The sequence below is a fragment of the Psychrosphaera sp. B3R10 genome, from assembly GCF_018861025.1.
GTDB classification, from domain to species: Bacteria; Pseudomonadota; Gammaproteobacteria; order Enterobacterales; family Alteromonadaceae; genus Psychrosphaera; species Psychrosphaera algicola.
Genome location: NZ_JAHKQH010000007.1, coordinates 208323 through 233216, shown reverse-complemented (window position 1 = coordinate 233216; position 24894 = coordinate 208323). Strand labels below are relative to the sequence as shown.

Below are 24894 nucleotides of genomic sequence, written 5' to 3'. Positions count from 1 at the left end.
CGCACGTACAGCATTATTGAGGTATTAAATGTCTGATAAATTATCTAACAATCCCGTCACGCCTAGTGATGACATGTTGGAACTTCTTAAAGATTGGGTTGCACCTGACGTTACCGCGATTAAACGTGAGGAATTGAAAGGCAAGACTAATTTTATGGGCGTTCCTATCAACGAAATGTATTCTCGCCTTAAAAAACAAGAAGAAGAAATCGTTGAGGAATTGCCACAGCTTACGGCCGAAGAAATCGAAAAAATTCGCCAAGATGCATATGATGAAGGAATAGAGCAGGGTAAAAAAGACGGTTTTGAAGCTGGATTTGAAGAAGGTAAAACCAAAGGCCATGAAGAAGGTATGGTTATTGGTATCGAAGAAGGCAATATGCAAGGTCTAGCTGAAGGTCAGCAAAAAATAGAAGAATTAGCGACGCAATGGCAGCAACTAATTGACCAATTGTATGAGCCCATTAAACGGGTAGATAAAGCCGTTGAGTTACAACTTTTAGAACTCGCGGTAGCACTCGCAGAAGGGGTTATTCGCACTGAAACTAAGATGAATCAAGATGTTTTGCTCAACATTCTGCATGAGTCCGTCGCGTCTTTACCATTTAACACCGAATTTGCTGAACTGCACCTTCATCCAAGTGACATCGAAACTATAAAAAGCATCTATGACGAAGATACGTTAATTGAACGTAAGTGGATCTTAAAAGAAGAACCAGCTTATACCCAAGGTGACTTAGTCGTCGGCACCCCAAATTCGCTTATCGACCGCACCGTAAAGCAAAGAATGAAACAAACCATTGGTGACTTTGTTCAAGCTGCTGCTCTTGAAAAAGAGCATGCAAATTCACCGATCCCATTAGCGGGTGATTTAGCCCCTGGGATAAATATGTCAGAGTCGACAGACCAAAATGCAGACGCTGGTTCTGAAGCTGCAAGTGACCAAAATCAAGTTGAAGAAACGTCAGACGCTAATGCAGTTGATGAGCAGCCTGGATCATCGAAGCAGAAAAAAAACAAGAATAAAAATAATAAAAAGCAGAAACAGAATAAACAACAAACAAACAATCAAACAGGCGCAATTGAGCCTTCAAATTCCGAAAATACCGACGTAAATGCGGTGGATGACGTTGATAACGATACGGAGTCAAACTAGTGACAACCGAATTATTAGAGCGAATCGCCAAGTATAAAAATCAAGTGGTTGATGCCAAACCTGAAGTTTCTGGTCGTTTGACCAAAGTGGCAGGGTTAACGCTTGAAGCCGTCGGATGTTCTGCGCCTTTAGGTGGGCAGTGCCGTGTGCAAACCGCAAATGGTGATGTCGACGCGGAAGTTGTTGGATTTGAGAATGATAAAATTTATTTAATGCCGCTCGATAAAGTTCAAGGCGTATTGCCCGGTGGTCGAGTTACAGTTTCACACGCCTCTAACAAGCTACCGTTATCCCTAAGTTTATTAGGTCGAGTAATTGACCCAAGCGGTCAACCGCTGGATGATCTTGGCGCAATTGATACCGACTCAGATGCCAATCAAAGCACAAAACCAATCAACCCATTATCAAGACGCCCTGTTAAAACAGCGATTGATGTGGGAGTTAAAGCCATAAATGGGGTCATTACTGTTGGCCAGGGACAAAGAATGGGGTTGTTTGCCGGTTCTGGTGTCGGTAAGTCCGTTTTACTCGGTATGATGACCAAAGGCACAACAGCCGATGTCATCGTTGTTGGCTTAATTGGTGAGCGTGGACGAGAAGTAAAAGAGTTCATCGACGAAATATTGGGAGATGAAGGGCGCAAACGCGCTGTGGTTGTCGCAGCACCTGCAGACATGTCACCTATTCGTCGTCTTAAAGGGTGTGAAACGGCCACTCAAATTGCTGAATATTTTCGTGACAAAGGGCTAAACGTATTATTGCTCATCGATTCCATAACCCGTTATGCTCAAGCGCAACGTGAAATTGCTTTAGCGATAGGCGAACCTCCGGCAACCAAAGGTTACCCCGCCTCGGTTTTCGCCAAACTGCCAGCATTAGTTGAACGAGCTGGTAATGGTGGCGAAGGCCAAGGGTCGATTACTGCATTTTATACCGTTTTGTCAGAAGGGGATGATTTACAAGATCCAATAGCCGACGCAAGTCGCGCTATATTAGATGGACATATCGTATTATCACGAGATTTAGCTGACTCAGGGCATTATCCGGCCATTGATGTTGGCCGTTCAATTAGTCGTGTTATGCCTCAGGTGACCAGTCCTGAACATTTACACATGGCGCTTATGTTTAAAAAATTACTTTCAGCTTATGAACAAAATAAAGATCTTATTTCAATAGGCGCGTATGCGGCGGGAAGTAACCCTATTGTTGATAAAGCGATCCAATTAAAACCTGTAATTGACGCCTATTTGCAACAGCGAATGGATGACGTTGTCCCTTACGACCAAGCCTTAATGCAGTTACAAGCGCTTGTTCAGCAGATTAAATAACGCGGGGACTTGTTATGGCCGATGATTTTAGACAACTAGAAACCCTCTTCAAAATTGAAAAAGATAAAGAACAAGGCTATGCCACAGATCTCAATTCTGCCCAGTCGTTTTACCAATTAAACATTCAAAAACTGAAAGAAGTTGAGGGTTACAAATTGGACTATTTACGTCAGTTGCAACAAAGAGGCAATGCCGGATTACAGGGTGGCAACTATATGCACTTTCAGCGTTTTATTGTTCAACTAGACGAAGGCATTGTTGCCCAGTGCCATGCTGTGGATGTTGCCAAACAAGTTGTTCAACAACGTCGCGCTATTTGGTTAGAACAAAGGTCAAAAACCCAGGCCGTTGAAACGGTTTTAGCCAATAAAAGAGCGAAAAAGCAACTGGTTATGGACAAATTAGAACAGGCAGATAATGACGAGTTTGCACTTCAAAAGTTTGTTCGACAACAACATGTTTAACCCTATTTAGTTCAAAACGACGATTAAAAATCGAATTGGAACGGATATTGAATAAACAGGTTATAGAAAGGTTTATATCTCAATGTTTCGCGCCTTAAAAGTCGCCTTATCGTAATCATTTGAGAGTTGGCACAATTTCGGTTCTCACTCGTTTCAGCCAAAAGCAAAAACAACGGAACCGTAATTTAATGCAGCAAGTAATCAAGACAACATATATTCGTTGTCGTAGTGGAGTATAAATTTTGCAAAATAACCTACAACTCACGCAATCGAAAACTATAGACGACAAAGCGCTGTGGGCAATTGCGGATCGCACAGAAAAACAAGTGCAGGCTGCGGATTCTAAATTTGAACGTATGTTAGATGAAAACAAGCAACGTCAGTCTCAAACTGACGATTTGCGTTCAAAAGCATTAGCAAAAGAAAATGACATCAGGCTGCAACGTCAACAAGACCAAAATTTGCAAAGTAAAAATGAAAATAAACGCGTTGAAACATCTCAAAGTGCAGAACATGCACAGATCAGCCGTAGTGATAAATCGACAACAGCCCAACCTTTTGACACAAACAAGGGCGATAAAGCTGAAAAAAGTATTGAGCAACCGTTATCCGACTCAGAACAAGAGGCGTATTTACAAAGTCAAAAATTAGAAACAGAAAAAAATTATCAATCGGTTGCTTCAGAAATAGAGGCTTTTTCAACTAGCACAGACGAGCAACAGTCAGTAAAAATAAGTACGACTCATCTTACCGCAGAGCAAGCAAAAGTTTTGTTCCAGCAAGTGACGAATGGAAGTAGTGAGATAGCCGTACAACAAGAATTGAGTAAAGCAAAAACCACTGCTGAGCTGACCAAAAGCGCAAATGAACTTGCTAAGAGCGTCGCAACAGTTAGTGCGGCAGGTGAGAATTCGGCCGGTTTAAATACTAAACTCGAACCGCAAATAAGCGTAGTAAAGGATCTAAAAGCTGATGCGCAGAAGCTAGAGCAGTCACTTAAAGAGATATCCACAAATGACAAAGCAAGCTGGCTCGACGGTATAATGCAACTAGCAAATCAAAATGCCAATAAATCCAGTGATGAAAAAGCAATTTCAAAAGTAGATGCCGCTGATGCCGATAATGAATTAACCACAGCGGGACAAAATGAACTCGACGAATTTGCTAAGCTCATCGCATCATTCAAAAGTGCCGAGACAAGCGAAAACGCCCTAGTTACGGCTGAGTCGGATGCAACTATCGAAGCTGATCAAACGAAAATCGATGCTGCAGTTCAAGATGCCGCAGGTCTAAATGAACAACTGAAAACGCTACAACTGAGTGAAGCAGAAATTGATACCAATGACATTAAGTCGACTTCAAATGAATTGCAGGTAACAGCCGGACAATCTGTAGGAGCAGACGCTTCTACCACGGCAAGTGAAAACGAGCAACAGGTTAAGGTTCAAGGGCAGGCGTTAAATGCAGTTACCTCGGCAATTGAGGCTGAGCTTAACAAAAATAATGTTGCAGCAGGTGAAACATCAAAGCCTGTTAGTGTAACGAATAGCAACACAACAGCGGCGGCCTTGGCAAATGTTATTAATAAAAACAATATGGATGAAAATGCAGCTGGTAAGAACAACAATGTTAGCCAAAGCGTTGATGGATCAAAATTAACATCTGAATCACAAATCCACGATGAACTGTTAGCTAAACTAGCAGGGGAAGAAAAACTCGCTTCTCGAGACATCACTAGCCCAGTGGCAACGGTCTTGAATGCTGGTACAGCATTAGGTAGCACCGAAGCCGGTAGCCTATTGGCAGACAGTACAGCCCGCGTTGAGTTAGGGGCCGTTCAGCTAGAAAAAACAATGATGGCGGCTAAGCTCGATATACAAACTCAAATTAAGCATGACGTTATCATTAAAGAAAATGTTCTCTTTAATAAACAAGAATTAGCAGCCAATGTGCAGCAACAAGTCGGCATGATGATGGCGCGAAACATGAAGTCTATTGATATTCGTCTAGACCCGCCTGAGTTAGGGTCAATTCGAATTAAAATGCAGTTAAATGGTGATCAAGCTGCTGTCAGTTTTATGGTGTCGAGTCAACAGGCCAAAGATGCATTAGAAAACGCGATGCCTAAGTTAAAAGAGATGTTAGAGCAACAGGGCATGGAATTGGCTGATTCCGACGTTCAACATGAGCAAAGTGGTCAAGGTGGAACAGAGGCTGGAGCTGAAACGCATCATGCTGGTACAAAAGGCGAGGACAGCACCGACGAACATTTAGGTGATGCAACTGAAGTGGTCGTTGATATTCCGTCACCTTATAAAGTTGATTATTATGCATAGCAATTTTGGACGGTTAAAAAGTAAAGCGGTTTAAAAATATTGGCGTAAACACATTAATTATTGTGCTTTTTGTTCAACAGATAAGCGAATTGCAGATTAAAGACTTAAATCGTTGCGTTAACTGACTGTGCGCAATAACATGGCTACCATACCGTGTAATTTGGGATACATAATAATGGCTGAAGAAGAAAGTGATTTAACGTTAGAGGAAGAACAGGGCAAAGGTGGCAATAAAATGATGTTAATCATTATTGTTGTAGCTGTTGTTTTAATTGGCGCTGGCGCAGCATTCTTTTTGTTATCTGGTGATGACGAAGCACCTGTTGCCGAAGGCGAACAGACAACGGAAGAAAGTGTTGCTGACGCCGAACCTTCTCAACCAGCTGAAATGGGCAACGCCAAATATGTGACGATGCCGCGACCATTTACGTTTAACGTACCTGGTACAACTCGCGATAGACTCGTTCAAATTCGTGTACAATTAATGGTGCGCGGCGACAACAATCAAGAGTTAGCGCAGAAACATATACCTTTGATTGAAGGCACGTTGTTAAAGGCTTTCAGCACTGCTACAGCCGATGACTTGGCCACCACTGCAGGTAAAGATGCATTGAAGTTAAAAGCAGCCAAAGACGTGCAAAAAGCAGTAATTGATATAACTGGCTCGAAAATTGTAGAGGAAGTATTGTTTACTGGTTTTGTAATGCAATAACCGGCAGGTAATAATAAGAGAACTAATATGACTGATCTTCTGTCACAAGATGAAATTGATGCGTTGCTCCACGGAGTCGATGATGTCGAAGAAGAAGAAATAGAGGAAGGCGGTGGCGGCGGTGAAGCCGGTACCCTAGACTATGACTTCTCCTCGCAGGATCGGATCGTGCGTGGCCGTATGCCAACTCTTGAGTTGGTGAATGAGCGTTTTGCGCGTCATATGCGGATCAGTCTGTTTAACATGATGAGACGTACTGCTGAAGTGTCAATAAACGGCGTACAAATGATTAAGTTTGGTGAATATATTCACACCTTGTTTGTACCAACTAGCTTAAACATGGTTCGATTCAGACCGTTAAAAGGTACTGGCTTAATCACCATGGAAGCACGTCTGGTATTTATCTTAGTGGATAACTTTTTTGGAGGTGACGGTCGTTACCATGCAAAAATAGAAGGCCGCGAATTTACTCCAACAGAACGTCGAATTATTCAGATGTTGCTGAAACTCATTTTCGAAGATTACAAAGAAGCTTGGTCGCCGGTCATGGACGTAAGTTTCGAATATCTTGATTCTGAAGTGAATCCAGCGATGGCAAATATTGTTTCACCAACTGAAGTTATCGTAATTAGTTCATTCCATATTGAGCTTGACGGCGGCGGTGGAGACTTCCACGTAGCGCTACCATACTCAATGTTAGAACCCATTCGTGAGCTGTTAGATGCTGGTGTTCAAAGTGATAGAGAAGATACGGACTATCGTTGGAGTAAGGCACTTCGAGACGAAATAATGGATGTGTATGTTGATTTACATACTCAGATGTTAGAAATGGACTTACCATTACATCAAGTTATGAATCTAAAAGACGGCGATATTATTCCAATTGAAATGCCAGAATACATTACGGTATTTGTCGAAGGTCTGCCAACGTACCGAGCTAAATTAGGACAATGTCGTGACAATGTCGCGATCCAGATTTCAGAGAAGATAAAACGTCCAGAATCTGCTAAGTCAGAAATGAACGTATTGACCAAAGGTGGTCGTCGACTAGACGACGATTCCGAATTATTAGCATTAGAAGACGATTTGGAATTATAAGTCGTTATAAATTTTTTAAGGTAAATGATTATGAGTGATGATCAAGATACTATGGACGAGTGGGCAGCAGCCCTAGCCGAAGCTGAAGATGGTGGTGGCGATGACGGTATTCAAACCGCTGAACTCGACGAACTAACAGAAGCACGAAGCAACTTAAATGAAGATGAGACGCGTAAGCTAGAAACAATTTTAGATATTCCGGTTAATATTTCAATGGAAGTTGGCCGCAGTAAAATTAGTATTCGTAACTTATTGCAACTAAATCAAGGCTCCGTTGTTGAACTTGACCGTGTTGCGGGTGAACCACTTGACGTATTAGTTAATGGCACGTTGATTGCTCACGGCGAAGTGGTCGTTGTTAACGACAAATTTGGTATTCGACTTACAGATGTTATCAGTCAAATTGAACGTATTAAAAAGTTACGTTAAACGGTTATGCTTTAGTTTTGTTGCTGTCATCAGCCAAACGGCGTTTGCTGAAGAGGTTGTAAAACAACAAAACTTTGCATCGAAAACACCGGCAAATACACCAGCCAGCGACGCGCTTATGCCTATGTTGCTGGCTTTGTTATTAGTGGTTTTTATTATAATTGTTGTTGCGTTTGTCGCGAAAAAACTTAACTTGACCCCAAACAATACAGGGCACTTTAAGCTTGTTTCAAGTATGTCACTAGGTGGCCGAGAACGGATCATTATTATTGAAGTTCAAGGGCAACAACATGCCATTGGCGTGACACCGCAAAATGTAAATCATTTGTTTTCTCTTGAAAATCCCATAGAATCAAAAACATTGCCTATGGCCAACTCGACGTTGGTTAATAAAATCAATAAATTGTTTGGGTATACACCACCGCAAACAGACGCAAATTCTACGCAGAAGAACGGATGAGTTAATGCGCATTTTAGTTTCAATTACCATTGCCATATTGCTATTTTTGGCACCAGAGGCGTTAGCCGAAAACGGCGGTATATCAGCTGTCACTGTTGTTGATAACCCCGATGGTTCAAAAGAATACAGCGTAACATTGCAAGTATTGGCGATGATGACAGCGCTGAGTTTTATTCCAGCAATTGTCATGTTGATGACCTCTTTCACTCGAATCATCGTGGTATTAGCTATATTGCGACAGGCCATGGGGTTACAACAAACACCAAACAGTCAATTGCTTATTGGTATGGCGCTATTTTTAAGTTTATTTATTATGGCCCCTGTATTTGACGAAATTAATCAAACAGCGGTGGAGCCTTATTTAAGCGAAGAACTTACGTCATTGCAGGCTTTCGAAAAAGCGAAACTGCCCATGAGAGAGTTTATGTTAGGCCAAACCCGAATTTCTGATCTGCAGTCTTTTGCTGAAATCGCCGGCTATACTCAACTCAATGCGCCAGAAGAGTTACCTATGACGGTTATTATTCCTGCGTTTGTCACCTCTGAATTAAAAACAGCTTTTCAAATCGGTTTTATGTTTTTCATACCATTTTTGATCATAGACTTAGTGGTTGCTTCGGTCTTGATGGCAATGGGTATGATGATGTTATCACCGATGATTGTATCACTGCCATTTAAGCTAATGATGTTTGTGCTTGTAGATGGTTGGACGTTAGTAATGGGAACATTGGCTAAAAGTTTTGGTCTAGGAACATAGGATAACGTATGTCTCCTGAGGTTTTTGTTGATATTCTGCGTGAAGCACTTTGGTTGATCATTTTACTGGTCGCGTCCATTGTTGTACCAAGTTTATTAGTTGGTTTAATGGTTGCTATTTTCCAAGCGGCCACGTCTATCAATGAACAAACCCTAAGTTTCTTGCCTCGATTAATAGTGACTTTATTGGCACTTATGTATTCAGGCCACTGGATCATTGGTAAGATAATGGACTTTACGTTTGAGCTAATAAATCGAATACCATCAGTAATAGGCTGATCCGTTATGGAAATCCTACTCAACACCCTGTTGCAATACCAAGCAGACCTTCTGCTTCCTTTAACCCGCATATCAGCGATGTTAATGGTAATGGCTGGTATGGGCGGCAAAGGTATCCCCACACCCATTAAGACCGCCTACGCTGTGGCATTTACTATTATGGTTATGCCTGTCTTGCCACCAACACCATTTAATAATTTATTTTCATTTGAGATGGTGATCAGAGTCGGGCAACAAATTTTAATTGGTACCGCAATTGGTTTTGTATCCACGGTATTTTTGCAAGTATTTGTTATTGCAGGCCAAGCTATTGCAATGCAGGCTGGTTTAGGTTTTGCCTCGATGGTTGACCCGACAAATGGTATGAACGTACCGGCGGTAGGTCAATTTTATCTGATCCTAGCGACGTTAATGTTTTGGGCTATCGATGGTCACATTGTGATGTTGCAAATGGTCGTGCAAAGTTTTCATTTGATGCCGATCACTGAAGTTTGGTACGCCACTGGTGGTTTCAGAGAGTTAGTCGATTTTGGTGGTTGGATGTTTGCTGCCTCGTTAGTATTAGCTTTAGCTCCGATTGTCGGTATGCTAATTATCAACTTAAGCTTTGGAATTATGACCCGAGCAGCACCTCAGTTGAATATTTTTGCTATTGGTTTTCCATTTACTATGATGTCTGGATTGATCGTCATGTGGATCACGATGGAGAACTTTGTCTTTCACTTTGAAAAAAACTGGCAACGCTCATTAGAAATGATGTGCACACTGATCGGTTGTTAACTTAGGGTACTTCAATGGCAGACGATAGCGACAATGAAAAAACAGAAGACCCCACAGCCAAGCGTTTAGAAGACGCTCGAAAAAAAGGTCAAATTGCCCGTTCGAAGGAATTAGGCACAACAGGTGTTCTAATTGCCAGTGCCGTAGCGCTAATCATGTTGGGTGATAAGTTGGGTATTTCCTTGATGGAAGTGATGCAATCTCAATTTCAGTTAGAGCGCGACGACGCATTTGACCCGAAAAAAGTATTTTCTGTATTTGGCGCCGTTATCGAAAACATTAGCGCGCCATTAGCCGGCATCTTTGCAATTATTTTGTTGGCCGCATTTATTGCCAACAGTTTGCTAGGGGGAGTTAATTTTAGTTGGGAGGCGATGGCCCCTAAATTAAATAAGATGTCCCCTTTAAAAGGATTGAAGCGGATGTTTGGCTTGCAGGCAGTCGTCGAGTTGGTTAAGTCGGTGTTAAAGGTACTTGTTGTTGCTACGGTCGCCGTTTTACTTATCAAAGTCTATCTTTTTGATATTTTATACCTAAGCATTCAAGACCTACCAAATAATACCTTTGACGCGACAGAAATGTTGGCGTGGATATTCTTAGGCCTATGTTGCTCCACCATTATTATTGCTTTAGTTGATGTACCGTATCAAGTCTACAATCACACTAAGCAGTTAAAAATGAGTAAACAGGAAGTAAAAGACGAGTATAAAAATACCGAAGGTAACCCTGAAATTAAGGGCCGTATTAGGCAAGCTCAGCGTGAAATATCCCAACGTAAGATGATGGCTGAAGTCCCTAATGCGGATGTGGTTGTTACAAATCCTACGCACTATTCAGTTGCTATTAAATACGACGTTGAAAAATCCAGTGCCCCTTACGTGGTTGCCAAAGGTGCGGACATTATAGCCATGCACATACGAACCATAGCTAAAGAACGTAACGTACCTATTGTCGAAACACCATTGCTGACTCGATCAATTTACTATACAACAGACATCAATCAACAAGTTCCTGAGCAGCTATTTGTCGCTGTCGCACAAGTTCTTGCCTACGTTTATCAATTAGATCAACATCAGAAAGGTAAGGGGCAAAAACCCAAGCCGTTGGCTAAAAACCTGCAGATCCCGCCTGAAATGCGGCACTAATTCTATTTTTGGGATCACGTTTTTCAAATTTAATGTTCAGAGGTAAATCCTTTGTCAGAATATTGTCAGTTACTTTGGCCTAATCCTTGCTCTTTACAGAGTATCAGAAGGTTTATTCGGTCATCTTATGGAACTGGTAGCAAAATTTAATCAGGTTTTTTCTAAAGAAAACAACAAGTATATTAGTGGCTTAGGTGCTCCCTTGTTTATTCTTGCCGCGCTTGCAATGGTTATTTTACCGCTGCCATCGCTTATGCTGGATATCTTGTTTTCTTTCAACATAGCCCTTGCATTAGTCATCTTACTCGTAACGGTTTACACCCTAAAACCGTTGGATTTTGGCGTTTTCCCTACCGTTATTTTGATCGCGACCGTACTGCGACTTGCACTGAATGTTGCAAGTACCCGTATCGTTTTACTTGAAGGACACAAAGGGGGAGACGCCGCTGGACAAGTCATCGAGGCGTTTGGTTCCGTTGTTATTGGTGGTAACTATGCCGTCGGTTTAGTGGTCTTCGCAATTCTCGTTATCATTAATTTTGCGGTTGTTACAAAAGGTGCAGGTCGTATCTCTGAAGTAACCGCTCGATTCACACTTGATGCAATGCCTGGTAAACAGATGGCTATCGACGCCGACTTAAATGCCGGTTTTATTTCACCAGAACAAGCAAAAGCACGCCGTGAAGAAATTGGCAAAGAAGCTGACTTCTACGGGTCAATGGATGGTGCGTCTAAGTTTGTTAAAGGTGATGCTATCGCTGGGATTATTATCTTATTTATAAACATCATTGGTGGTTTGTTTATCGGCATGATCCAACACGACTTGTTGTTTGGTGAAGCAGTAGAGATTTATACTATTCTAACCATCGGTGATGGTCTGGTTGCACAGATTCCAGGACTGTTATTATCAATTGGCACGGCGATTGTTGTTACTCGACAAAACACTGAAGAAGCGATGGGCTCTCAGGTTACATCGCAGCTTGGCGGCGAAAAAGTTTTATACGTTGCTGGTGGTTTATTGGTAGCGATGGGGTTAGTGCCAGGTATGCCACACTTAACGTTTTTAGGATTTGGTGCGATTTTACTTGGCGCAGCTTATATCACTAATAAACGGGCGGCGGAAGCGGTATTAGAAGCGAAAAAAGAAGCTGTTAAAGCGCCGGCTCGTGATCCTGTTGAAGCGGCTGAGAACAAAGACGTAAGTTGGGACGATGTTGCCCATGTCGATACCATAGGTTTAGAAGTTGGTTACCGTTTGATCCCTCTTGTTGATAAAACCCAAGGCGGTGAATTGCTGTCACGTATAAAAGGTGTGCGCCGTAAACTTAGCCAAGAGCTTGGCTTCTTAGTGCCAGCGGTTCACATCCGTGACAATTTAGATTTAGATCCAAATGTATATCGTATTACCCTGATGGGGGTAACAATAGGTGAAGCTGAAATTCGACATGATCGCGAGTTAGCAATTAACCCAGGTCAAGTGTTTGGCAAGGTCGATGGTATCGAAACAATAGACCCTGCATTCGGTTTAGAGGCCGTTTGGATAGAAGCTAAAAATCGAGATAAAGCACAGTCATTAGGTTATACGGTTGTTGACCCAGCTACTGTGGTTGCAACGCATATAAGCCAATTGTTAACTAATAACGCAGCGCAGCTTCTTGGTCATGAAGAAACGCAAAATCTTCTTGAAATGATTGGTAAAAATTATCCAAAACTAGTCGATGGTGTAGTGCCAGAAATGATGAGTTTGTCGGTACTTACAAAAGTTCTGCAAAATTTATTAAATGAAAGTGTGCCAATTCGAGATATTCGTTCTATTTTACAAACCCTTGTTGAGTATGCTCCAAAAAGCCAAGACCCCGATGTGTTAACGGCTGCGTGTCGTATCGCACTTCGTAGATTCATCGTCCAAGACACCGCTGGTTCGGTGGCAGAAATACCCGTCATAACTTTAGCGCCAGAGCTGGAACAGATGTTGCAACAGTCTATGCAGTCGACTGGAAACGAAGGCGCTGGTATTGAACCAGGACTTGCTGAACGTATGCAAACGTCACTTGCAGAAGCACATAAGAATCAAGAATTACAGGGTGAACCTTCGATTCTTCTTACGTCAGGCATGTTACGCAGTGTGTTGTCTCGTTTCCTAAAACACAGTGTCCCTGGTTTGGTAATTCTGTCGTATCAAGAAATACCAGAAGAGAAACAAATTAAAATTGTCAGTTCGGTTGGTTAGTTGTCAGAACTTTGACGGAGATTTAGAATGAAAATAAAACGTTATTATGCAAAAGATATGAGAACAGCACTAGCTCAAGTAAAAGAAGAGTTAGGTGTAGACGCAGTCATCATGTCAAACAAAAAGACGGCAACAGGTATAGAGCTTGTTGCAGCGGTAGATTCTGATGCAGAATTAACAACTAAACCTTCTACACAACCGGTAAGTGAAGCCGAAACGCAGCAATCGGTATCAAATCAACGAGTGAACAACCAACAAATGGCCGGTGCTAGTGGATCAATTCAAGCACTGATGAATAAGCCAGAAGGTGCACAAACGCAAAGTCAGCCTGCAACTAATGTGGCCAGCTCGTTAGACGAATTATTAAAGCGTCAAAGCAACTTTAGTAAGCCTGCTCAAGCGACTGTTGCTCCTCGTCAGTCACAGCCTGTTCAAGCTTTACAAGAAAATGAAAATCCAGTCGGGACTATGACCCAGGCACTATCACAACAAGCAGAATCAGAATTTGAACAATGGTTATCTAAAGCCCGAGATAAAGTTGCCGAAGAGTCAGCACCTTCTCAGGTTGATTTTAACTCGCTAAATAATGATATTGGTTATGACTCAAATACAAATGAAGCGCACCAAGCACAGTTAGATGGTGATGATTTGTCTGATCCACACTCGGCTCCAGTTTCTGCTTCTATTAGTGAGTTGGCGACATTAAAGGCCGAGATGAACTCAATTAAGCAATTATTAGAACATCAAGTCTCAAATTTAATGTGGCAAGACGTCAATCGTCGTCAACCTGTAAAAGCGATGTTAACTAGCAAATTAAAAGAAATGGGTTTATCAGTTAAAGTCGCTGAGCATTTAACGCATTTTATTGGCGAAGACACTAAACACTCTGATGTTTGGCCTAAAATGTTAGCGTTGTTAACTGAACAACTTGATACAACAGATAACGAAATTATCAAACGTGGTGGAGTCTATGCATTGGTCGGTCCAACTGGCGTTGGTAAAACTACGACAATAGCTAAGTTAGCGGCTCGTTATGCACAAATGTATGGTGCCGACAAAGTTGGCTTAATTACGACTGATAGCTTTCGTATCGGCGCACTTGAACAATTGGCAACTTATGCCAAAATATTAGGGTGCCCGCTTAAACAAGCAAAAGATGTTGAAGAGTTGTCTGAAGCCATTTATCAGCTAAGAAACAAAAAGTTAGTTTTGATTGATACAGCTGGCATGAGTCAACGTGACATTAAATTGACAGAAAGATTAAATTATTTGTTAACGCGATCACGTGTTAACATTAAAAATTATTTAGTTTTATCAGCCACTTCACAAATGAGTGTACTGCAAGAAAGCGTACAACATTTTAAAACAATTCCACTTTCGGGTTGTATATTTACAAAAATAGACGAATCTTTAAGTTTGGGAGAGTTAATGAGTGTTGCAATTCACAATAGGTTGCCAATTGGTTATTTAACCAACGGTCAACGCGTCCCAGAGGACATTAGAGTTGCAAATTCAGGAAAAATTGTGCAAAAAGCTAATCAATTGTTTGAATTAAAGCAAAAAGTAACTAACGAAAATAATAAGGTAGTGCCAAAAGCAGTAGGCATGTATGATTAAAGCAAGTTCATCTGACCAGGCTAGTGGCTTAAGAAATATGTCTTTAGCAAATAAAACCAAAGTAATCGCTGTTACAGGCGGAAAGGGTGGCGTTGGCAAAACAAGTGTTTCGCTAAATACCGCTATAGCCCTAGCTCAAATCGGGCAAAAAGTGTTAGTGCTAGACGCTGACCTAGGCTTAGCTAACTGTGATGTTATGCTAGGTTTACGTGTCGAAAAAAACTTATCACATGTCATCTCCGGTGAAGCTGAACTTGACGATATTTTAGTTGAAGGGCCGTACGGCATTAAAATAGTACCGGCAACTTCAGGTACTGTAGATATGGTCGACCTTTCTCCTACCCAGCATGCCGGACTTATCCGAGCTTTCAGTGAAATGCGAACGCCAGTGGATATTTTTATTGTTGATACTGCGGCAGGCATTTCAGACATGGTATTGTCCTTTTCACGCGCATCCCAAGAATTATTAGTTGTTGTCTGTGATGAGCCAACGTCAATTACTGACGCCTATGCACTGATCAAAATTCTTAATCGTGACCATGGTGTCAATCGATTTAAAGTCGTGGCGAACATGGTTCGTTCGATGAAAGAAGGCCAGGACCTATATAAAAAATTATCTTTAGTGACGGACCGATTTTTAGACGTCACACTCGAGTTAACTGCGATAATTCCATTTGACGACAATTTAAGAAAAGCGGTTCGACGCCAGCGGGCAATTGTGGACGCTTTCCCAAGATCGCCATCGTCTGTCGCATTTAAAACTTTAGCTGCCAAAATAAATAACTGGCCGACGCCGACAAACGCGACTGGTAATTTAGAATTTTTTCTAGAGCAGTTAGTAAATTAAGAGGCGCTCGTTTGAACAACAAAGTTGCCGCAGCCTACGAGGCTAAAGAACAATCGCTCACTAGCCTTGTAAACAAACATGGGGTGTTAGTGAAACGAATTGCCCACCATTTGGCTGCGCGATTGCCCGACAGTGTCCAAGTTGATGATCTCATCCAAGCAGGTATGATTGGTCTTATTGAAGCATCAAAGAATTTTGATGGGTCAAAAGGGGCGAGTTTTGAAACCTATGCTGGCATAAGAATTCGAGGCTCCATGTTGGATGAAATTCGACGTGGCGACTGGACTCCCCGCTCGGTACACCGTAATACCCGATTAGTTGCCAATAAAATATCAGCGTTAGAAGCTGAACTTGGACGCGACGTTAAAGATGTAGAAGTCGCTGCTGCATTGGATATATCACTTGCCCAATACCACCAAATGTTAAAAGAGACGAGCGCAGGCCGTGTCCTCGATTTGGACAGCTTAGGTGTAGCGGAAGATGTGGTGACAAAACATACTGACGGTTCGGACGATGTCTATGACGGTGTCGAAGGAAACAATTTTAAATCATCAATGATAAAGGCAATTAAGTCATTGCCCGAGCGAGAGGGACTAATTCTTTCGCTATATTATGATGATGAGCTAAACTTACGTGAAATTGGTAACGTTTTGAACGTGAGTGAATCGAGAGTTAGCCAGATCCATAGCCAAGCTATGGTGCGGCTTCGAGCTCGATTAAAGGAATGGTTATAATAAAACTTGTAACTTCCTAATTTTTATTAATAATATTTATTTACGTTAATCATGTATTTTCAAGCCGGTACGAACTACTATAAGTGAAACTGGATTGGGAACTAACAAAACCTCACTGGAGGACGCTTTGGATAAGAATATGAAAATTCTGGTTGTTGACGACTTCTCAACAATGAGAAGAATCATCAAGAACCTATTGAGAGATTTGGGCTTTACCAATGTTTCAGAGGCAGATGACGGAAGTACTGCATTACCAATGTTGCAAAATGGTGACTTTGATTTTGTTGTTACGGACTGGAACATGCCAGGTATGCAAGGGATTGATTTATTACGTGAGATTCGTAAAGACGAAAGCCTAAAACATATGCCTGTCATGATGGTAACTGCAGAAGCTAAAAAAGAACAAATTGTTGCCGCCGCTCAAGCGGGTGTTAATGGCTACATTGTTAAGCCATTTACTGCAGCGACGTTGAAGGGCAAATTAGAAAAAATATTCGAGCGCTTAGAATAATCTAACTAGGAGTACACTATGTCTTTAGAGACTGCTCCGCAGATTAGCCTTGAAGAGGCTAAAGCCTTAGTAGCTGCGCTAGAGTCGGGTGACAATACAACAGCAAACACCATTTTAATGGGCATTGCTGCACCTGAGCAAAAAGAATTATTTGCAGAAGTTGGAAAACTCACACGTCAATTACATGATTCGCTTTCTAGTTTTCAATTAGATCCGAAAATTGCAAATTTGGCGACAGATGATATCCCTGATGCAAAAGAACGATTAAGTTACGTCATGAGTTTGACGGAACAGGCTGCCAATAAAACAATGGACGCCGTTGACGCTAGCTTGCCGTTAGCTGACAAAATTAATAGCGATATTTCCAGTTTAAAACCTGAGTGGGATAAATTAATGCAGCGCCAACTTGAGTTGGGCGAATTTAAAACCTTATGTTTTTCAGTGAATGAGTTTATGGAGACTGCAGAAAAAGACGCAGCCCAAATTCATCTTTATATGACTGAAATCATGATGGCTCAAGACTTTCAGGATTTAACTGGTCAGGTAATCAAACGTGTTATCGAGTTAGTCAAAGAAGTTGAAGATAGTTTAATTCACTTACTGACAGTATTTGGTGAACCTAGTAGAGAATCTATTAATGAAGTTAAGGCTGCTGTCGATAACAATGGTGTAGAAGGTCCAATCATCGATGCTGAAACACGTGAAGACGCTGTTTCGAATCAAGATGAAGTTGACGACCTATTATCTAGTTTAGGCTTTTAAGTTAGGGGAGCTGCCGAATGGCGTTGGAAGTGGATCAAGAGATATTACAAGATTTCTTAATAGAAGCTGCAGAAATCTTAGAATTACTATCAGAAGAGCTAGTTGAACTGGAAAATGACCCAGAAAACGCTGGTCTCTTGAATTCCATTTTCCGTGGATTTCATACCGTCAAAGGTGGCGCTGGCTTTTTAGCGTTAACGCATTTGGTGGACGCGTGCCATGGTGCAGAAAATGTTTTCGACATTCTGAGGACTGGCAAACGGAGCGTAACACCTGAATTGATGGATGTTATTCTCCAAGCGCTCGACACCGTCAACGAAATGTTTGCTCAAGTTCAAGCTGGTGAAGACCCAGCTCCTGCTGATCCACAACTGTTAGAACGTCTACATCGTTATAGTCATCCGGAGGCCGAAGTAGTTGAAACGGTTGCAGATGTCGAACCAGAAGTTAATTTGACTGGCGGCGATATAGATGAAATATCAGAAGACGAATTTGAAGCATTATTAGACGAACTCCATGGTAAGCCGGCCGCGACAGCGACGCCAGCACCTACTTCTCCCACGTCGTCAGCAATTGCTAGTAGTGGTGATGACTTTTCAGACGATGAATTTGAAGCATTATTAGATGAATTACATGGGAAAGGGTCGTTTGAAACATCAAAATCTTCGGCTGGTAATGCTGCACCAACGGCTCCAGCACAACCTGTCTCGTTTTCAAATGAAAGTGATGAGATAAGTGATGACGAATTTGAATCTTTGTTAGACGAATTACATGGCAAAGGCGCGTCACCAACAGTAAGTAAACCAAAAGCTCAGGCACCAAAACCACCTGAACCGCCAGCGCCAAAAGCGACGCCAGCACCGGCACCAAAACCGCCTGTAGCGGCTAAACCCGCTCCTGCTAAAGCTGCGTCGGCTAAGTCACCTAAACCTGGTGAGAAAAAGGCACCACCACCACCGGCAGCTGAAACAACTGTTCGTGTTGACACTAAACGCCTTGACGAAATTATGAATATGGTTGGTGAACTTGTCTTAGTCCGTAACCGGTTGGTGAGCTTAGGGGTTAATTTAGGATCTGATGAAGCGATGACCAAAGCAATATCTAATTTAGATGTTGTAACTGGAGACCTGCAAGGCGCGGTAATGAAAACGCGTATGCAACCGATTAAAAAGGTATTTGGTCGATTCCCTCGGGTTGTTCGAGATTTGGCTCGAAGTTTAAATAAAGAAATTGTATTGGAATTACTCGGTGAAGAAACCGATTTAGATAAAAATTTAGTAGAAGCTCTAGCCGATCCGCTAGTGCATTTAGTTAGAAATTCCGTAGACCACGGCATTGAAATGCCGGACGAACGTGAAAACGCTGGTAAGAGCCGAGTCGGTACAGTTCGTTTATCGGCGTCACAGGAAGGCGATCATATCTTGTTAGTCATCGAAGATGACGGTAAAGGAATGGACCCTGAAAAGCTTAAAGATATAGCCGTAAATAAAGGCGTTCTCGATGCGGATGCTGCAGCTCGATTGTCAGACACTGAAGCATATAATTTAATATTTGCTCCTGGCTTCTCAACGAAAGAAGAAATATCAGACATCTCTGGTCGTGGCGTTGGTATGGATGTGGTTAAAACCAAAATCACTCAGCTTAACGGCTCTGTCGATATCCAGTCTGAATTAGGCGTTGGCACTACACTAGAAATTAAAGTACCACTGACACTAGCAATTCTTCCAACCTTAATGGTTGTTGTTGGTGAGTTGATATTTGCATTGCCGCTATCAACGGTAAATGAAATTATTCATCTGGATTTAACAAAGACAAATATAGTTGACGGCCAGCAGACTGTTATCGTTAGAGAAAAAGCGATCCCACTATTTTATTTAGAAGACTGGTTGATCAAAGGCAATAACCCAGCTGACCGAGTTGTTGGTAAAGGCCATGTAGTTGTTATTCAAGTTGGTGTACAACAAGTTGGTTTTGTTGTGGACTCATTAATCGGACAAGAAGAAGTTGTCATTAAACCATTGGACGCTATGTTGCAAGGAACTCCGGGAATGGCAGGGGCGACGATTACATCGGATGGTGGTATCGCGCTTATATTTGATGTACCGAACTTGTTAAAACATTATGCTAAACGGTCTAACTTAAGGTTTAAGTAGTATTTAAAAATGACAATAAAGGTATTGGTTGTAGATGACTCTGCGTTTTTTCGACGTAGAGTAACAGAAATCTTGAACTCGCACCCTGACTTACAAGTTATTGGGGATGCAGCTGATGGGCAAGCGGCAATTGAACAAACCGCAAAGTTACGTCCAGATGTGATCACGATGGATATCGAAATGCCTGTCATGGATGGCATTACAGCCGTCAAAAAAATAATGGCAGTGACACCTACGCCTATTATTATGTTTTCATCTTTAACACACGATGGGGCCACTGCAACGTTAGATGCACTTGAAGCTGGTGCCCTTGATTTTCTTCCGAAAAAATTTGAAGACATAGCCAAAGATAAAAAAGAAGGAACCGCTTTACTGCAGGAGCGAGTTAAAGCATTAGGCGCAAAATCCAGTATATTAGCTCGACGTCGTCCAATTCGTTCTGAAGTGTCAGAACGAGCAATAGTTAAACCAGCGACCTCTACTTCAACAATGTCTTCGCGACTGGGTAGCAGCCTGCAAAGTTCATCAACTCGAAGAACAACTGAAACGAGTCAAGCGGCACCTCAACGGCAGGCAACGTCGGCGATTCGAAACTCGTCTGGAAAGTCATATAAATTATTAGCGATTGGTACGTCAACAGGCGGACCCGTTGCGTTGCAAAAAGTACTTACAACATTACCTGCAAACTTTAACGTCCCGATTATTCTTGTTCAACACATGCCAGCAGCTTTTACCCCAGCATTTGCCTCTCGTTTAAATACGTTATGCAATATTTCGGTAAAAGAAGCAGTTAATGGCGAGCCATTAAGACCAGGTGTGGCATATTTAGCACCAGGCGGGAAGCAAATGTTGATTGAAGGTCGACCTGGTTACGGGACGATTAAAATTATGGATGATGAGGCAGCTCGTGTAACTTATAAACCAAGTGTTGATTTGTCATTTGGCAGTGCTGCGAAAGTTTATGGTGGTGATGTATTGGCAATTATTTTGACTGGCATGGGAGCGGATGGCCGCGAAGGCAGTCGAATGTTGAAACAACGTGGCGCTAAGATTTGGGCGCAGGACGAATTATCTTGTGTGGTTTATGGTATGCCACAAGCGGTAACAAGTGCTGGTGTTTCAGAACAGTCGATTTCACTAGAGCAAATTGGCCCTTCCATTCTTAAAGAATTTAATTTACGTTAAATTGCAGTTTATGTGTTCCCTGAACTTAGATTCAGAGGTAAAGCACTTAAACCGCAGCTCGTTAAAATAAAAGCACTAATCTCATTAGATAGCTGATACTATTAATAACTTCTAATTGCGCGAACGATTTTTAATCGAATTTGATGGCGTGTTAAACGTTTTAGATAAACTAAACAGTAACCACTAAATAATAATAACTAGGTGAATATGTGAAGGTTTGGACTGTTGCAAATCAGAAAGGTGGAGTAGGTAAAACGACTTCTGTTATAACCTTAGGCGCAATATTGGCGCTGAAAGGTAAAAAAGTCCTTATGTTAGACACCGATCCCCATGCGTCACTTTCTTATTATTTTGGCATTGATTCAGAAGAATTAACGCATAGCGTTTATGATGTATTTTTGCACTCAGACTCTATGGATCAGGAACATTGGCAAAAGTGTGTTTGGCAATCTCCAGTACCAAATTTAAGTATTCTTCCCGCTACGATGGCAATGGCCACATTAGATGGTATTTTGAGTAAAAAGTCTGGTATGGGCTTAATTATTAAAAAAACCTTAAACAAATTTGCATCTGATTACGATTACGTTTTAATAGATTGTCCGCCGGTATTAGGTGTTTTGATGGTCAATGCGCTTGCCGCAAGTGACAAAGTATTGATCCCAGTACAGACCGAATGTATGGCTTTAAAGGGCTTGGAACGCATGCATCGTACAATGCAATTGATAAAGACCTCTCAGGCGAAAAAATACGATGTTTGCATCATTCCGACTATGTACGATAAACGGACAAGAGCGTCGATCGTAGCGTATCGAGAGTTGCAAAGTACTTATGGTGATCAGGTTTGGGAAGGGGTTATCCCAATTGATACAAAATTTAGAAATGCGTCGATGGAAAAACTGCCATTGCCTATTTATGCTAAAGGTGCAAGAGGCGTATACGCCTATAACGAATTATTAAAATCATTAGAGAATAATTAAGTCGATGTTTGCAAGTGAAAAAGTCATGCTGGAGTATTTCGACCAGCTACTAAGTGACGAAGAAGAAAATGACATTAACACGGTTGCAAATACGCATCGCGGATCTTTGACGGCAGAAAAACAATCACGCCCTGCGATACTATCTGACGATATTATGGCGACCCCACTTGCGCGTGAAAAACCTCAAGTTTCCCATAAAACTCCAGCAGCAAAACCATTTAAAGAGCCAGAAGTTGAGTTACCCCCACCGCAAACAAGTACGGTCGCTAAATTACTGGAACAAGTAAATTTAAAACAAGATGCAAAAATAGCTAAAGAACGTCAGAAAACTGTCGATCTAGTAAGAAGTGTATCTCAAGACATCGCGCCACCTTCTGTTGAAACAAAACAAGAAATAGCTCTACAACCGCCAATTAAGGTTGAAAAAGAGGTTATTGAAAGTTTCCCAGATGAACCATTTCAAGCGTTATTTTTTAGCGTAGCGGGTTTATCACTAGCCGTGCCGTTGAAGGAACTTGGTGGGATCCATAATTTAACAGAATTAAGTACTTTGTTTGGCAAGCCTGCATGGTTTAAAGGCGTGATGCTAAATCGAGATAAGAAGTTAAATGTTGTCGATTCTGCGCGTTGGGTTATGCCTGAAAAGTATAACCAAGCCATGGAAGAGTCGCTTAACTATCGCTATCTCATCATGTTAGGTGAGAGTAATTGGGGATTAGCAGCCGAAAGTTTGGTTGAAACAGAGTCAATTACACCAGATGCAGTTAAGTGGCGAAAAAATGCACATAAACGTCCCTGGTTGATGGGCACGATTAAAGAAAAAATGTGTGCTTTGTTGCATGTAAGTGATTTAATTGCCATGCTTGAACAAGGTATAGACGCAAGACAAGTTTAGTCAGTATTCAATTTAGGAGTTGCTCATATGAGTGAAGAAAGAACCCCAGTCAATCACGTTACGGATGGCAATGACGAAGTATTGCAATGGGTCACGTTTAAACTAGAGGAAGAAACCTACGGTATAAACGTTATGCAGGTTCAAGAAGTACTACGTCATACTGAAATTGCTCCCGTACCTGGTGCCCCTGACTATGTGCTAGGAATCATTAACTTGCGTGGTAACGTCGTAACCGTTATTGATACAAGAGCCCGCTTTGGGTTAATGCCTGGCGATGTAAGTGATAATTCGCGAATAATCATAATCGAATCTGAAAAACAGGTTATTGGTATTATGGTAGATAGTGCAACCCAAGTTGTTTATTTAAAAACGTCAGAAATCGACAGTGCACCTAATGTAGGTACTGATGAAAGCGCTAAATTTATTCAAGGTGTTAGTAACCGTGATGGCGAATTATTAATATTAGTAGACTTAAATAAACTGATGACAGATGAAGAGTGGGATGATATTGCAGACATCTAAGTCAATCTGCATAGCGTCAATCATCTTAGCTGGCTGAATGGAGACTAAATTAGTTGAAGTTCAGTCTGCTTAATTGTTCTATTTTTTAAGAAAGGTCACATGTCATTACCTATTATTGCAATAATCATCTTGTTTGTTGCTGTAGCATCGCTGATTGTAGCCTTGCTAATACTATCTAAAAAGATTGTAAATCAGACTGCAAAAATAGAGTTGATGGAGTCGCAAGCTCTTAATGATAAATCTCATGTTAACCACCTCATTGACGACATTCAAACGTCGATACAGCAAATTCCAAAAATAATTGAAATACAATCTCAGCAAAATAACGAAATGCAGTCGAATAAACAAGGATTGCTCGAATTGCAGGAGACCACTGAAAAGTTGCGAAATGATATTCAATTACTTCAAAGTGAAGGGCAAGAAGATAAACTCTACGTTAGAGCTAAAAAGTTAATTCAATTAGGCGCTGACATTGAAGAAATCATTAATGAATGTGGTATTAGCCGAACCGAGGCTGAATTACTTATTTCACTATCTGCGAAGCAGTAAATATAATAACGTTTTTCTAATCTATTCAAAACTAAGCCCCTTAATAAATGTAATCGATAAAATCGTTACCAAAGCTACTGTATTAGTCATTACTGTCCTAATAAATACCTCCCTTTAACAAGCGCCAATATTCTCTGGCACAATTCATGCAGTATTAAAACCAAAATAACCATCGTCGAATTATTGACAGAGGCTATAGATGGATAAGATGTTATATGTCGCCATGTCTGGCGCTAAACAAAATTTGATCGGTGTATCGATGAATGCCAATAACTTGGCAAATGCGAAGACCGCAGGGTTTCGTGCTGACTTTGAACAGCAGCGCTCCATGCAAGCATTTGGTGAAGGGCATCCAACGCGAGTATTTGCGGTAACCGAACGTCCAGGTTCTAAAATGAACCATGGTTCAATAGCGACAACGGGTCGTGATTTGGACATCGCTATCAAAGGCGATGGTATGTTGGCGGTACAGGACAGAACAGGCTCTGAAGCTTATACCCGGGAAGGTAATTTACAAATTACCAAAGAAGGGTTGTTAACGACAGCACGTGGCGCTCCTGTGATGGGAGAGGGTGGCCCAATTGTTATCCCTTTGCCAATAGAAAAAATAGAAATAGGCCCAGATGGCTCTGTCACGATACGGCCTTCCGGCGCTCCGGCAAATTTTCTTGAAACGGTCGATCGAATTAAGTTGATCGAACCGCCAAGTCTTAATTCGATGACTAAAGGTAATGATGGCTTATTTCGTTCAAAAGAATCGGTACTTACCAATGACTTATGTGGATTTTGTGACGCTTCGCCTAATATCGGTATCGAAAGTGGCGCATTAGAACTTAGTAATGTGAGTCCAGTAAGCGAAATGACAGCGATGATCGCACATCAAAGACAATATGAATTACAAATTAAGTTGATGAAAAAAGCGGAAGAAATAGACCGTGCACAAGATCAACTTCTCAGAATATTTTAATT

25 protein-coding genes are annotated in these 24894 nt (G+C 41.5%); all 25 read left to right on the top strand.

Going from position 1 to position 24894, the window contains the following annotated elements:
* Positions 1-28 precede the first annotated feature (28 nt).
* The 25 genes from KO525_RS02415 (at position 29) to flgF (ending at position 24892) form a co-directional block, all read left to right on the top strand.
* Entirely contained in the window at positions 29-1156 is a 1128-nt protein-coding gene (locus KO525_RS02415; RefSeq protein ID WP_215962187.1) for a flagellar assembly protein FliH, read from the top strand.
* The gene (gene fliI, locus KO525_RS02410) at positions 1156-2484 is read left to right on the top strand and encodes a flagellar protein export ATPase FliI (protein WP_215962186.1); all 1329 of its coding nucleotides are present in this window, start codon (positions 1156-1158) and stop codon (positions 2482-2484) included. The genes KO525_RS02415 and fliI overlap by 1 nt, the downstream gene beginning before the upstream one ends.
* Before the next feature lie 14 nt (positions 2485-2498).
* Positions 2499-2948 carry a flagellar export protein FliJ gene (fliJ, locus tag KO525_RS02405; RefSeq protein WP_215962185.1) on the top strand — a complete coding sequence of 150 codons (450 nt, stop codon included), beginning with the start codon at positions 2499-2501 and terminating at the stop codon, positions 2946-2948.
* Positions 2949-3190: 242 nt separating this feature from the next.
* Positions 3191-5284, top strand: a complete 2094-nt coding sequence (locus tag KO525_RS02400; RefSeq protein ID WP_215962184.1) for a flagellar hook-length control protein FliK — start codon at positions 3191-3193, stop codon at positions 5282-5284.
* Positions 5285-5459: 175 nt separating this feature from the next.
* Positions 5460-5996 (top strand): flagellar basal body-associated protein FliL, encoded by a 537-nt coding sequence (gene fliL / locus KO525_RS02395; RefSeq protein WP_215962183.1) that lies wholly within the window; start codon positions 5460-5462, stop codon positions 5994-5996.
* A 27-nt stretch (positions 5997-6023) separates the two neighbouring features.
* Positions 6024-7094 carry a flagellar motor switch protein FliM gene (gene fliM, locus KO525_RS02390; protein ID WP_215962182.1) on the top strand — a complete coding sequence of 357 codons (1071 nt, stop codon included), beginning with the start codon at positions 6024-6026 and terminating at the stop codon, positions 7092-7094.
* A 30-nt stretch (positions 7095-7124) separates the two neighbouring features.
* Entirely contained in the window at positions 7125-7523 is a 399-nt protein-coding gene (fliN, locus tag KO525_RS02385; protein ID WP_215962181.1) for a flagellar motor switch protein FliN, read from the top strand.
* Complete coding sequence (fliO, locus tag KO525_RS02380) at positions 7483-7983, top strand: flagellar biosynthetic protein FliO (RefSeq protein WP_215962180.1); 501 nt, start codon at positions 7483-7485, stop codon at positions 7981-7983. The genes fliN and fliO overlap by 41 nt, the downstream gene beginning before the upstream one ends.
* A 4-nt stretch (positions 7984-7987) precedes the next feature.
* Positions 7988-8740, top strand: a complete 753-nt coding sequence (gene fliP / locus KO525_RS02375; RefSeq protein WP_215962179.1) for a flagellar type III secretion system pore protein FliP — start codon at positions 7988-7990, stop codon at positions 8738-8740.
* An 8-nt stretch (positions 8741-8748) separates the two neighbouring features.
* Complete coding sequence (gene fliQ, locus KO525_RS02370; protein WP_215962178.1) at positions 8749-9018, top strand: flagellar biosynthesis protein FliQ; 270 nt, start codon at positions 8749-8751, stop codon at positions 9016-9018.
* Positions 9019-9024: 6 nt separating this feature from the next.
* Positions 9025-9798, top strand: a complete 774-nt coding sequence (gene fliR / locus KO525_RS02365) for a flagellar biosynthetic protein FliR (RefSeq protein WP_215962177.1) — start codon at positions 9025-9027, stop codon at positions 9796-9798.
* Between the two features lie 14 nt (positions 9799-9812).
* The gene (gene flhB / locus KO525_RS02360; protein ID WP_215962176.1) at positions 9813-10943 is read left to right on the top strand and encodes a flagellar biosynthesis protein FlhB; all 1131 of its coding nucleotides are present in this window, start codon (positions 9813-9815) and stop codon (positions 10941-10943) included.
* Between the two features lie 127 nt (positions 10944-11070).
* A complete protein-coding gene (gene flhA / locus KO525_RS02355; protein ID WP_215962175.1) occupies positions 11071-13173 on the top strand; it encodes a flagellar biosynthesis protein FlhA in 2103 nt (700 codons plus the stop codon).
* A gap of 27 nt (positions 13174-13200) precedes the next feature.
* Entirely contained in the window at positions 13201-14790 is a 1590-nt protein-coding gene (gene flhF, locus KO525_RS02350; protein WP_215962174.1) for a flagellar biosynthesis protein FlhF, read from the top strand.
* The gene (locus KO525_RS02345) at positions 14783-15637 is read left to right on the top strand and encodes a MinD/ParA family protein (RefSeq protein WP_215962173.1); all 855 of its coding nucleotides are present in this window, start codon (positions 14783-14785) and stop codon (positions 15635-15637) included. Before flhF ends, KO525_RS02345 begins: the two co-directional genes overlap by 8 nt.
* Before the next feature lie 11 nt (positions 15638-15648).
* Positions 15649-16371 carry an RNA polymerase sigma factor FliA gene (locus KO525_RS02340; protein ID WP_215962172.1) on the top strand — a complete coding sequence of 241 codons (723 nt, stop codon included), beginning with the start codon at positions 15649-15651 and terminating at the stop codon, positions 16369-16371.
* Between the two features lie 127 nt (positions 16372-16498).
* On the top strand, positions 16499-16882 hold the full coding sequence (cheY, locus tag KO525_RS02335) for a chemotaxis response regulator CheY (RefSeq protein WP_215962171.1): 384 nt from the start codon (positions 16499-16501) through the stop codon (positions 16880-16882).
* Between the two features lie 18 nt (positions 16883-16900).
* Positions 16901-17644, top strand: coding sequence for a protein phosphatase CheZ (locus KO525_RS02330; RefSeq protein ID WP_215962170.1), 744 nt, complete (start codon positions 16901-16903; stop codon positions 17642-17644).
* A gap of 17 nt (positions 17645-17661) precedes the next feature.
* Positions 17662-19797, top strand: a complete 2136-nt coding sequence (locus KO525_RS02325; protein ID WP_215962169.1) for a chemotaxis protein CheA — start codon at positions 17662-17664, stop codon at positions 19795-19797.
* Positions 19798-19806: 9 nt separating this feature from the next.
* Positions 19807-20982 (top strand): chemotaxis response regulator protein-glutamate methylesterase, encoded by a 1176-nt coding sequence (locus KO525_RS02320; protein WP_215962168.1) that lies wholly within the window; start codon positions 19807-19809, stop codon positions 20980-20982.
* 209 nt (positions 20983-21191) lie between these two features.
* Complete coding sequence (locus tag KO525_RS02315) at positions 21192-21959, top strand: ParA family protein (protein WP_215962167.1); 768 nt, start codon at positions 21192-21194, stop codon at positions 21957-21959.
* Positions 21960-21963: 4 nt separating this feature from the next.
* Complete coding sequence (locus KO525_RS02310; RefSeq protein ID WP_252736899.1) at positions 21964-22854, top strand: chemotaxis protein CheW; 891 nt, start codon at positions 21964-21966, stop codon at positions 22852-22854.
* Positions 22855-22881: 27 nt separating this feature from the next.
* Complete coding sequence (locus tag KO525_RS02305; RefSeq protein ID WP_215962166.1) at positions 22882-23376, top strand: chemotaxis protein CheW; 495 nt, start codon at positions 22882-22884, stop codon at positions 23374-23376.
* A gap of 99 nt (positions 23377-23475) precedes the next feature.
* On the top strand, positions 23476-23925 hold the full coding sequence (locus tag KO525_RS02300; RefSeq protein WP_215962165.1) for a DUF2802 domain-containing protein: 450 nt from the start codon (positions 23476-23478) through the stop codon (positions 23923-23925).
* Between the two features lie 199 nt (positions 23926-24124).
* Positions 24125-24892, top strand: coding sequence for a flagellar basal-body rod protein FlgF (gene flgF, locus KO525_RS02295; protein WP_215962164.1), 768 nt, complete (start codon positions 24125-24127; stop codon positions 24890-24892).
* Positions 24893-24894 lie beyond the last annotated feature (2 nt).

Bases quoted from the DNA above. Each gene is read 5' to 3' on its own strand.
- KO525_RS02415 (WP_215962187.1), top strand. From the start codon at position 29: ATGTCTGATAAATTATCTAACAATCCCGTCACGCCTAGTGATGACATG.
- fliJ (WP_215962185.1), top strand. From the start codon at position 2,499: ATGGCCGATGATTTTAGACAACTAGAAACCCTCTTCAAAATTGAAAAA.
- fliL (WP_215962183.1), top strand. From the start codon at position 5,460: ATGGCTGAAGAAGAAAGTGATTTAACGTTAGAGGAAGAACAGGGCAAA.
- fliM (WP_215962182.1), top strand. From the start codon at position 6,024: ATGACTGATCTTCTGTCACAAGATGAAATTGATGCGTTGCTCCACGGA.
- fliN (WP_215962181.1), top strand. From the start codon at position 7,125: ATGAGTGATGATCAAGATACTATGGACGAGTGGGCAGCAGCCCTAGCC.
- fliO (WP_215962180.1), top strand. From the start codon at position 7,483: ATGTTATCAGTCAAATTGAACGTATTAAAAAGTTACGTTAAACGGTTA.
- fliP (WP_215962179.1), top strand. From the start codon at position 7,988: ATGCGCATTTTAGTTTCAATTACCATTGCCATATTGCTATTTTTGGCA.
- fliQ (WP_215962178.1), top strand. From the start codon at position 8,749: ATGTCTCCTGAGGTTTTTGTTGATATTCTGCGTGAAGCACTTTGGTTG.
- fliR (WP_215962177.1), top strand. From the start codon at position 9,025: ATGGAAATCCTACTCAACACCCTGTTGCAATACCAAGCAGACCTTCTG.
- flhB (WP_215962176.1), top strand. From the start codon at position 9,813: ATGGCAGACGATAGCGACAATGAAAAAACAGAAGACCCCACAGCCAAG.
- flhA (WP_215962175.1), top strand. From the start codon at position 11,071: ATGGAACTGGTAGCAAAATTTAATCAGGTTTTTTCTAAAGAAAACAAC.
- flhF (WP_215962174.1), top strand. From the start codon at position 13,201: ATGAAAATAAAACGTTATTATGCAAAAGATATGAGAACAGCACTAGCT.
- KO525_RS02345 (WP_215962173.1), top strand. From the start codon at position 14,783: ATGATTAAAGCAAGTTCATCTGACCAGGCTAGTGGCTTAAGAAATATG.
- KO525_RS02330 (WP_215962170.1), top strand. From the start codon at position 16,901: ATGTCTTTAGAGACTGCTCCGCAGATTAGCCTTGAAGAGGCTAAAGCC.
- KO525_RS02325 (WP_215962169.1), top strand. From the start codon at position 17,662: ATGGCGTTGGAAGTGGATCAAGAGATATTACAAGATTTCTTAATAGAA.
- KO525_RS02320 (WP_215962168.1), top strand. From the start codon at position 19,807: ATGACAATAAAGGTATTGGTTGTAGATGACTCTGCGTTTTTTCGACGT.
- KO525_RS02310 (WP_252736899.1), top strand. From the start codon at position 21,964: ATGTTTGCAAGTGAAAAAGTCATGCTGGAGTATTTCGACCAGCTACTA.
- KO525_RS02305 (WP_215962166.1), top strand. From the start codon at position 22,882: ATGAGTGAAGAAAGAACCCCAGTCAATCACGTTACGGATGGCAATGAC.
- KO525_RS02300 (WP_215962165.1), top strand. From the start codon at position 23,476: ATGTCATTACCTATTATTGCAATAATCATCTTGTTTGTTGCTGTAGCA.
- flgF (WP_215962164.1), top strand. From the start codon at position 24,125: ATGGATAAGATGTTATATGTCGCCATGTCTGGCGCTAAACAAAATTTG.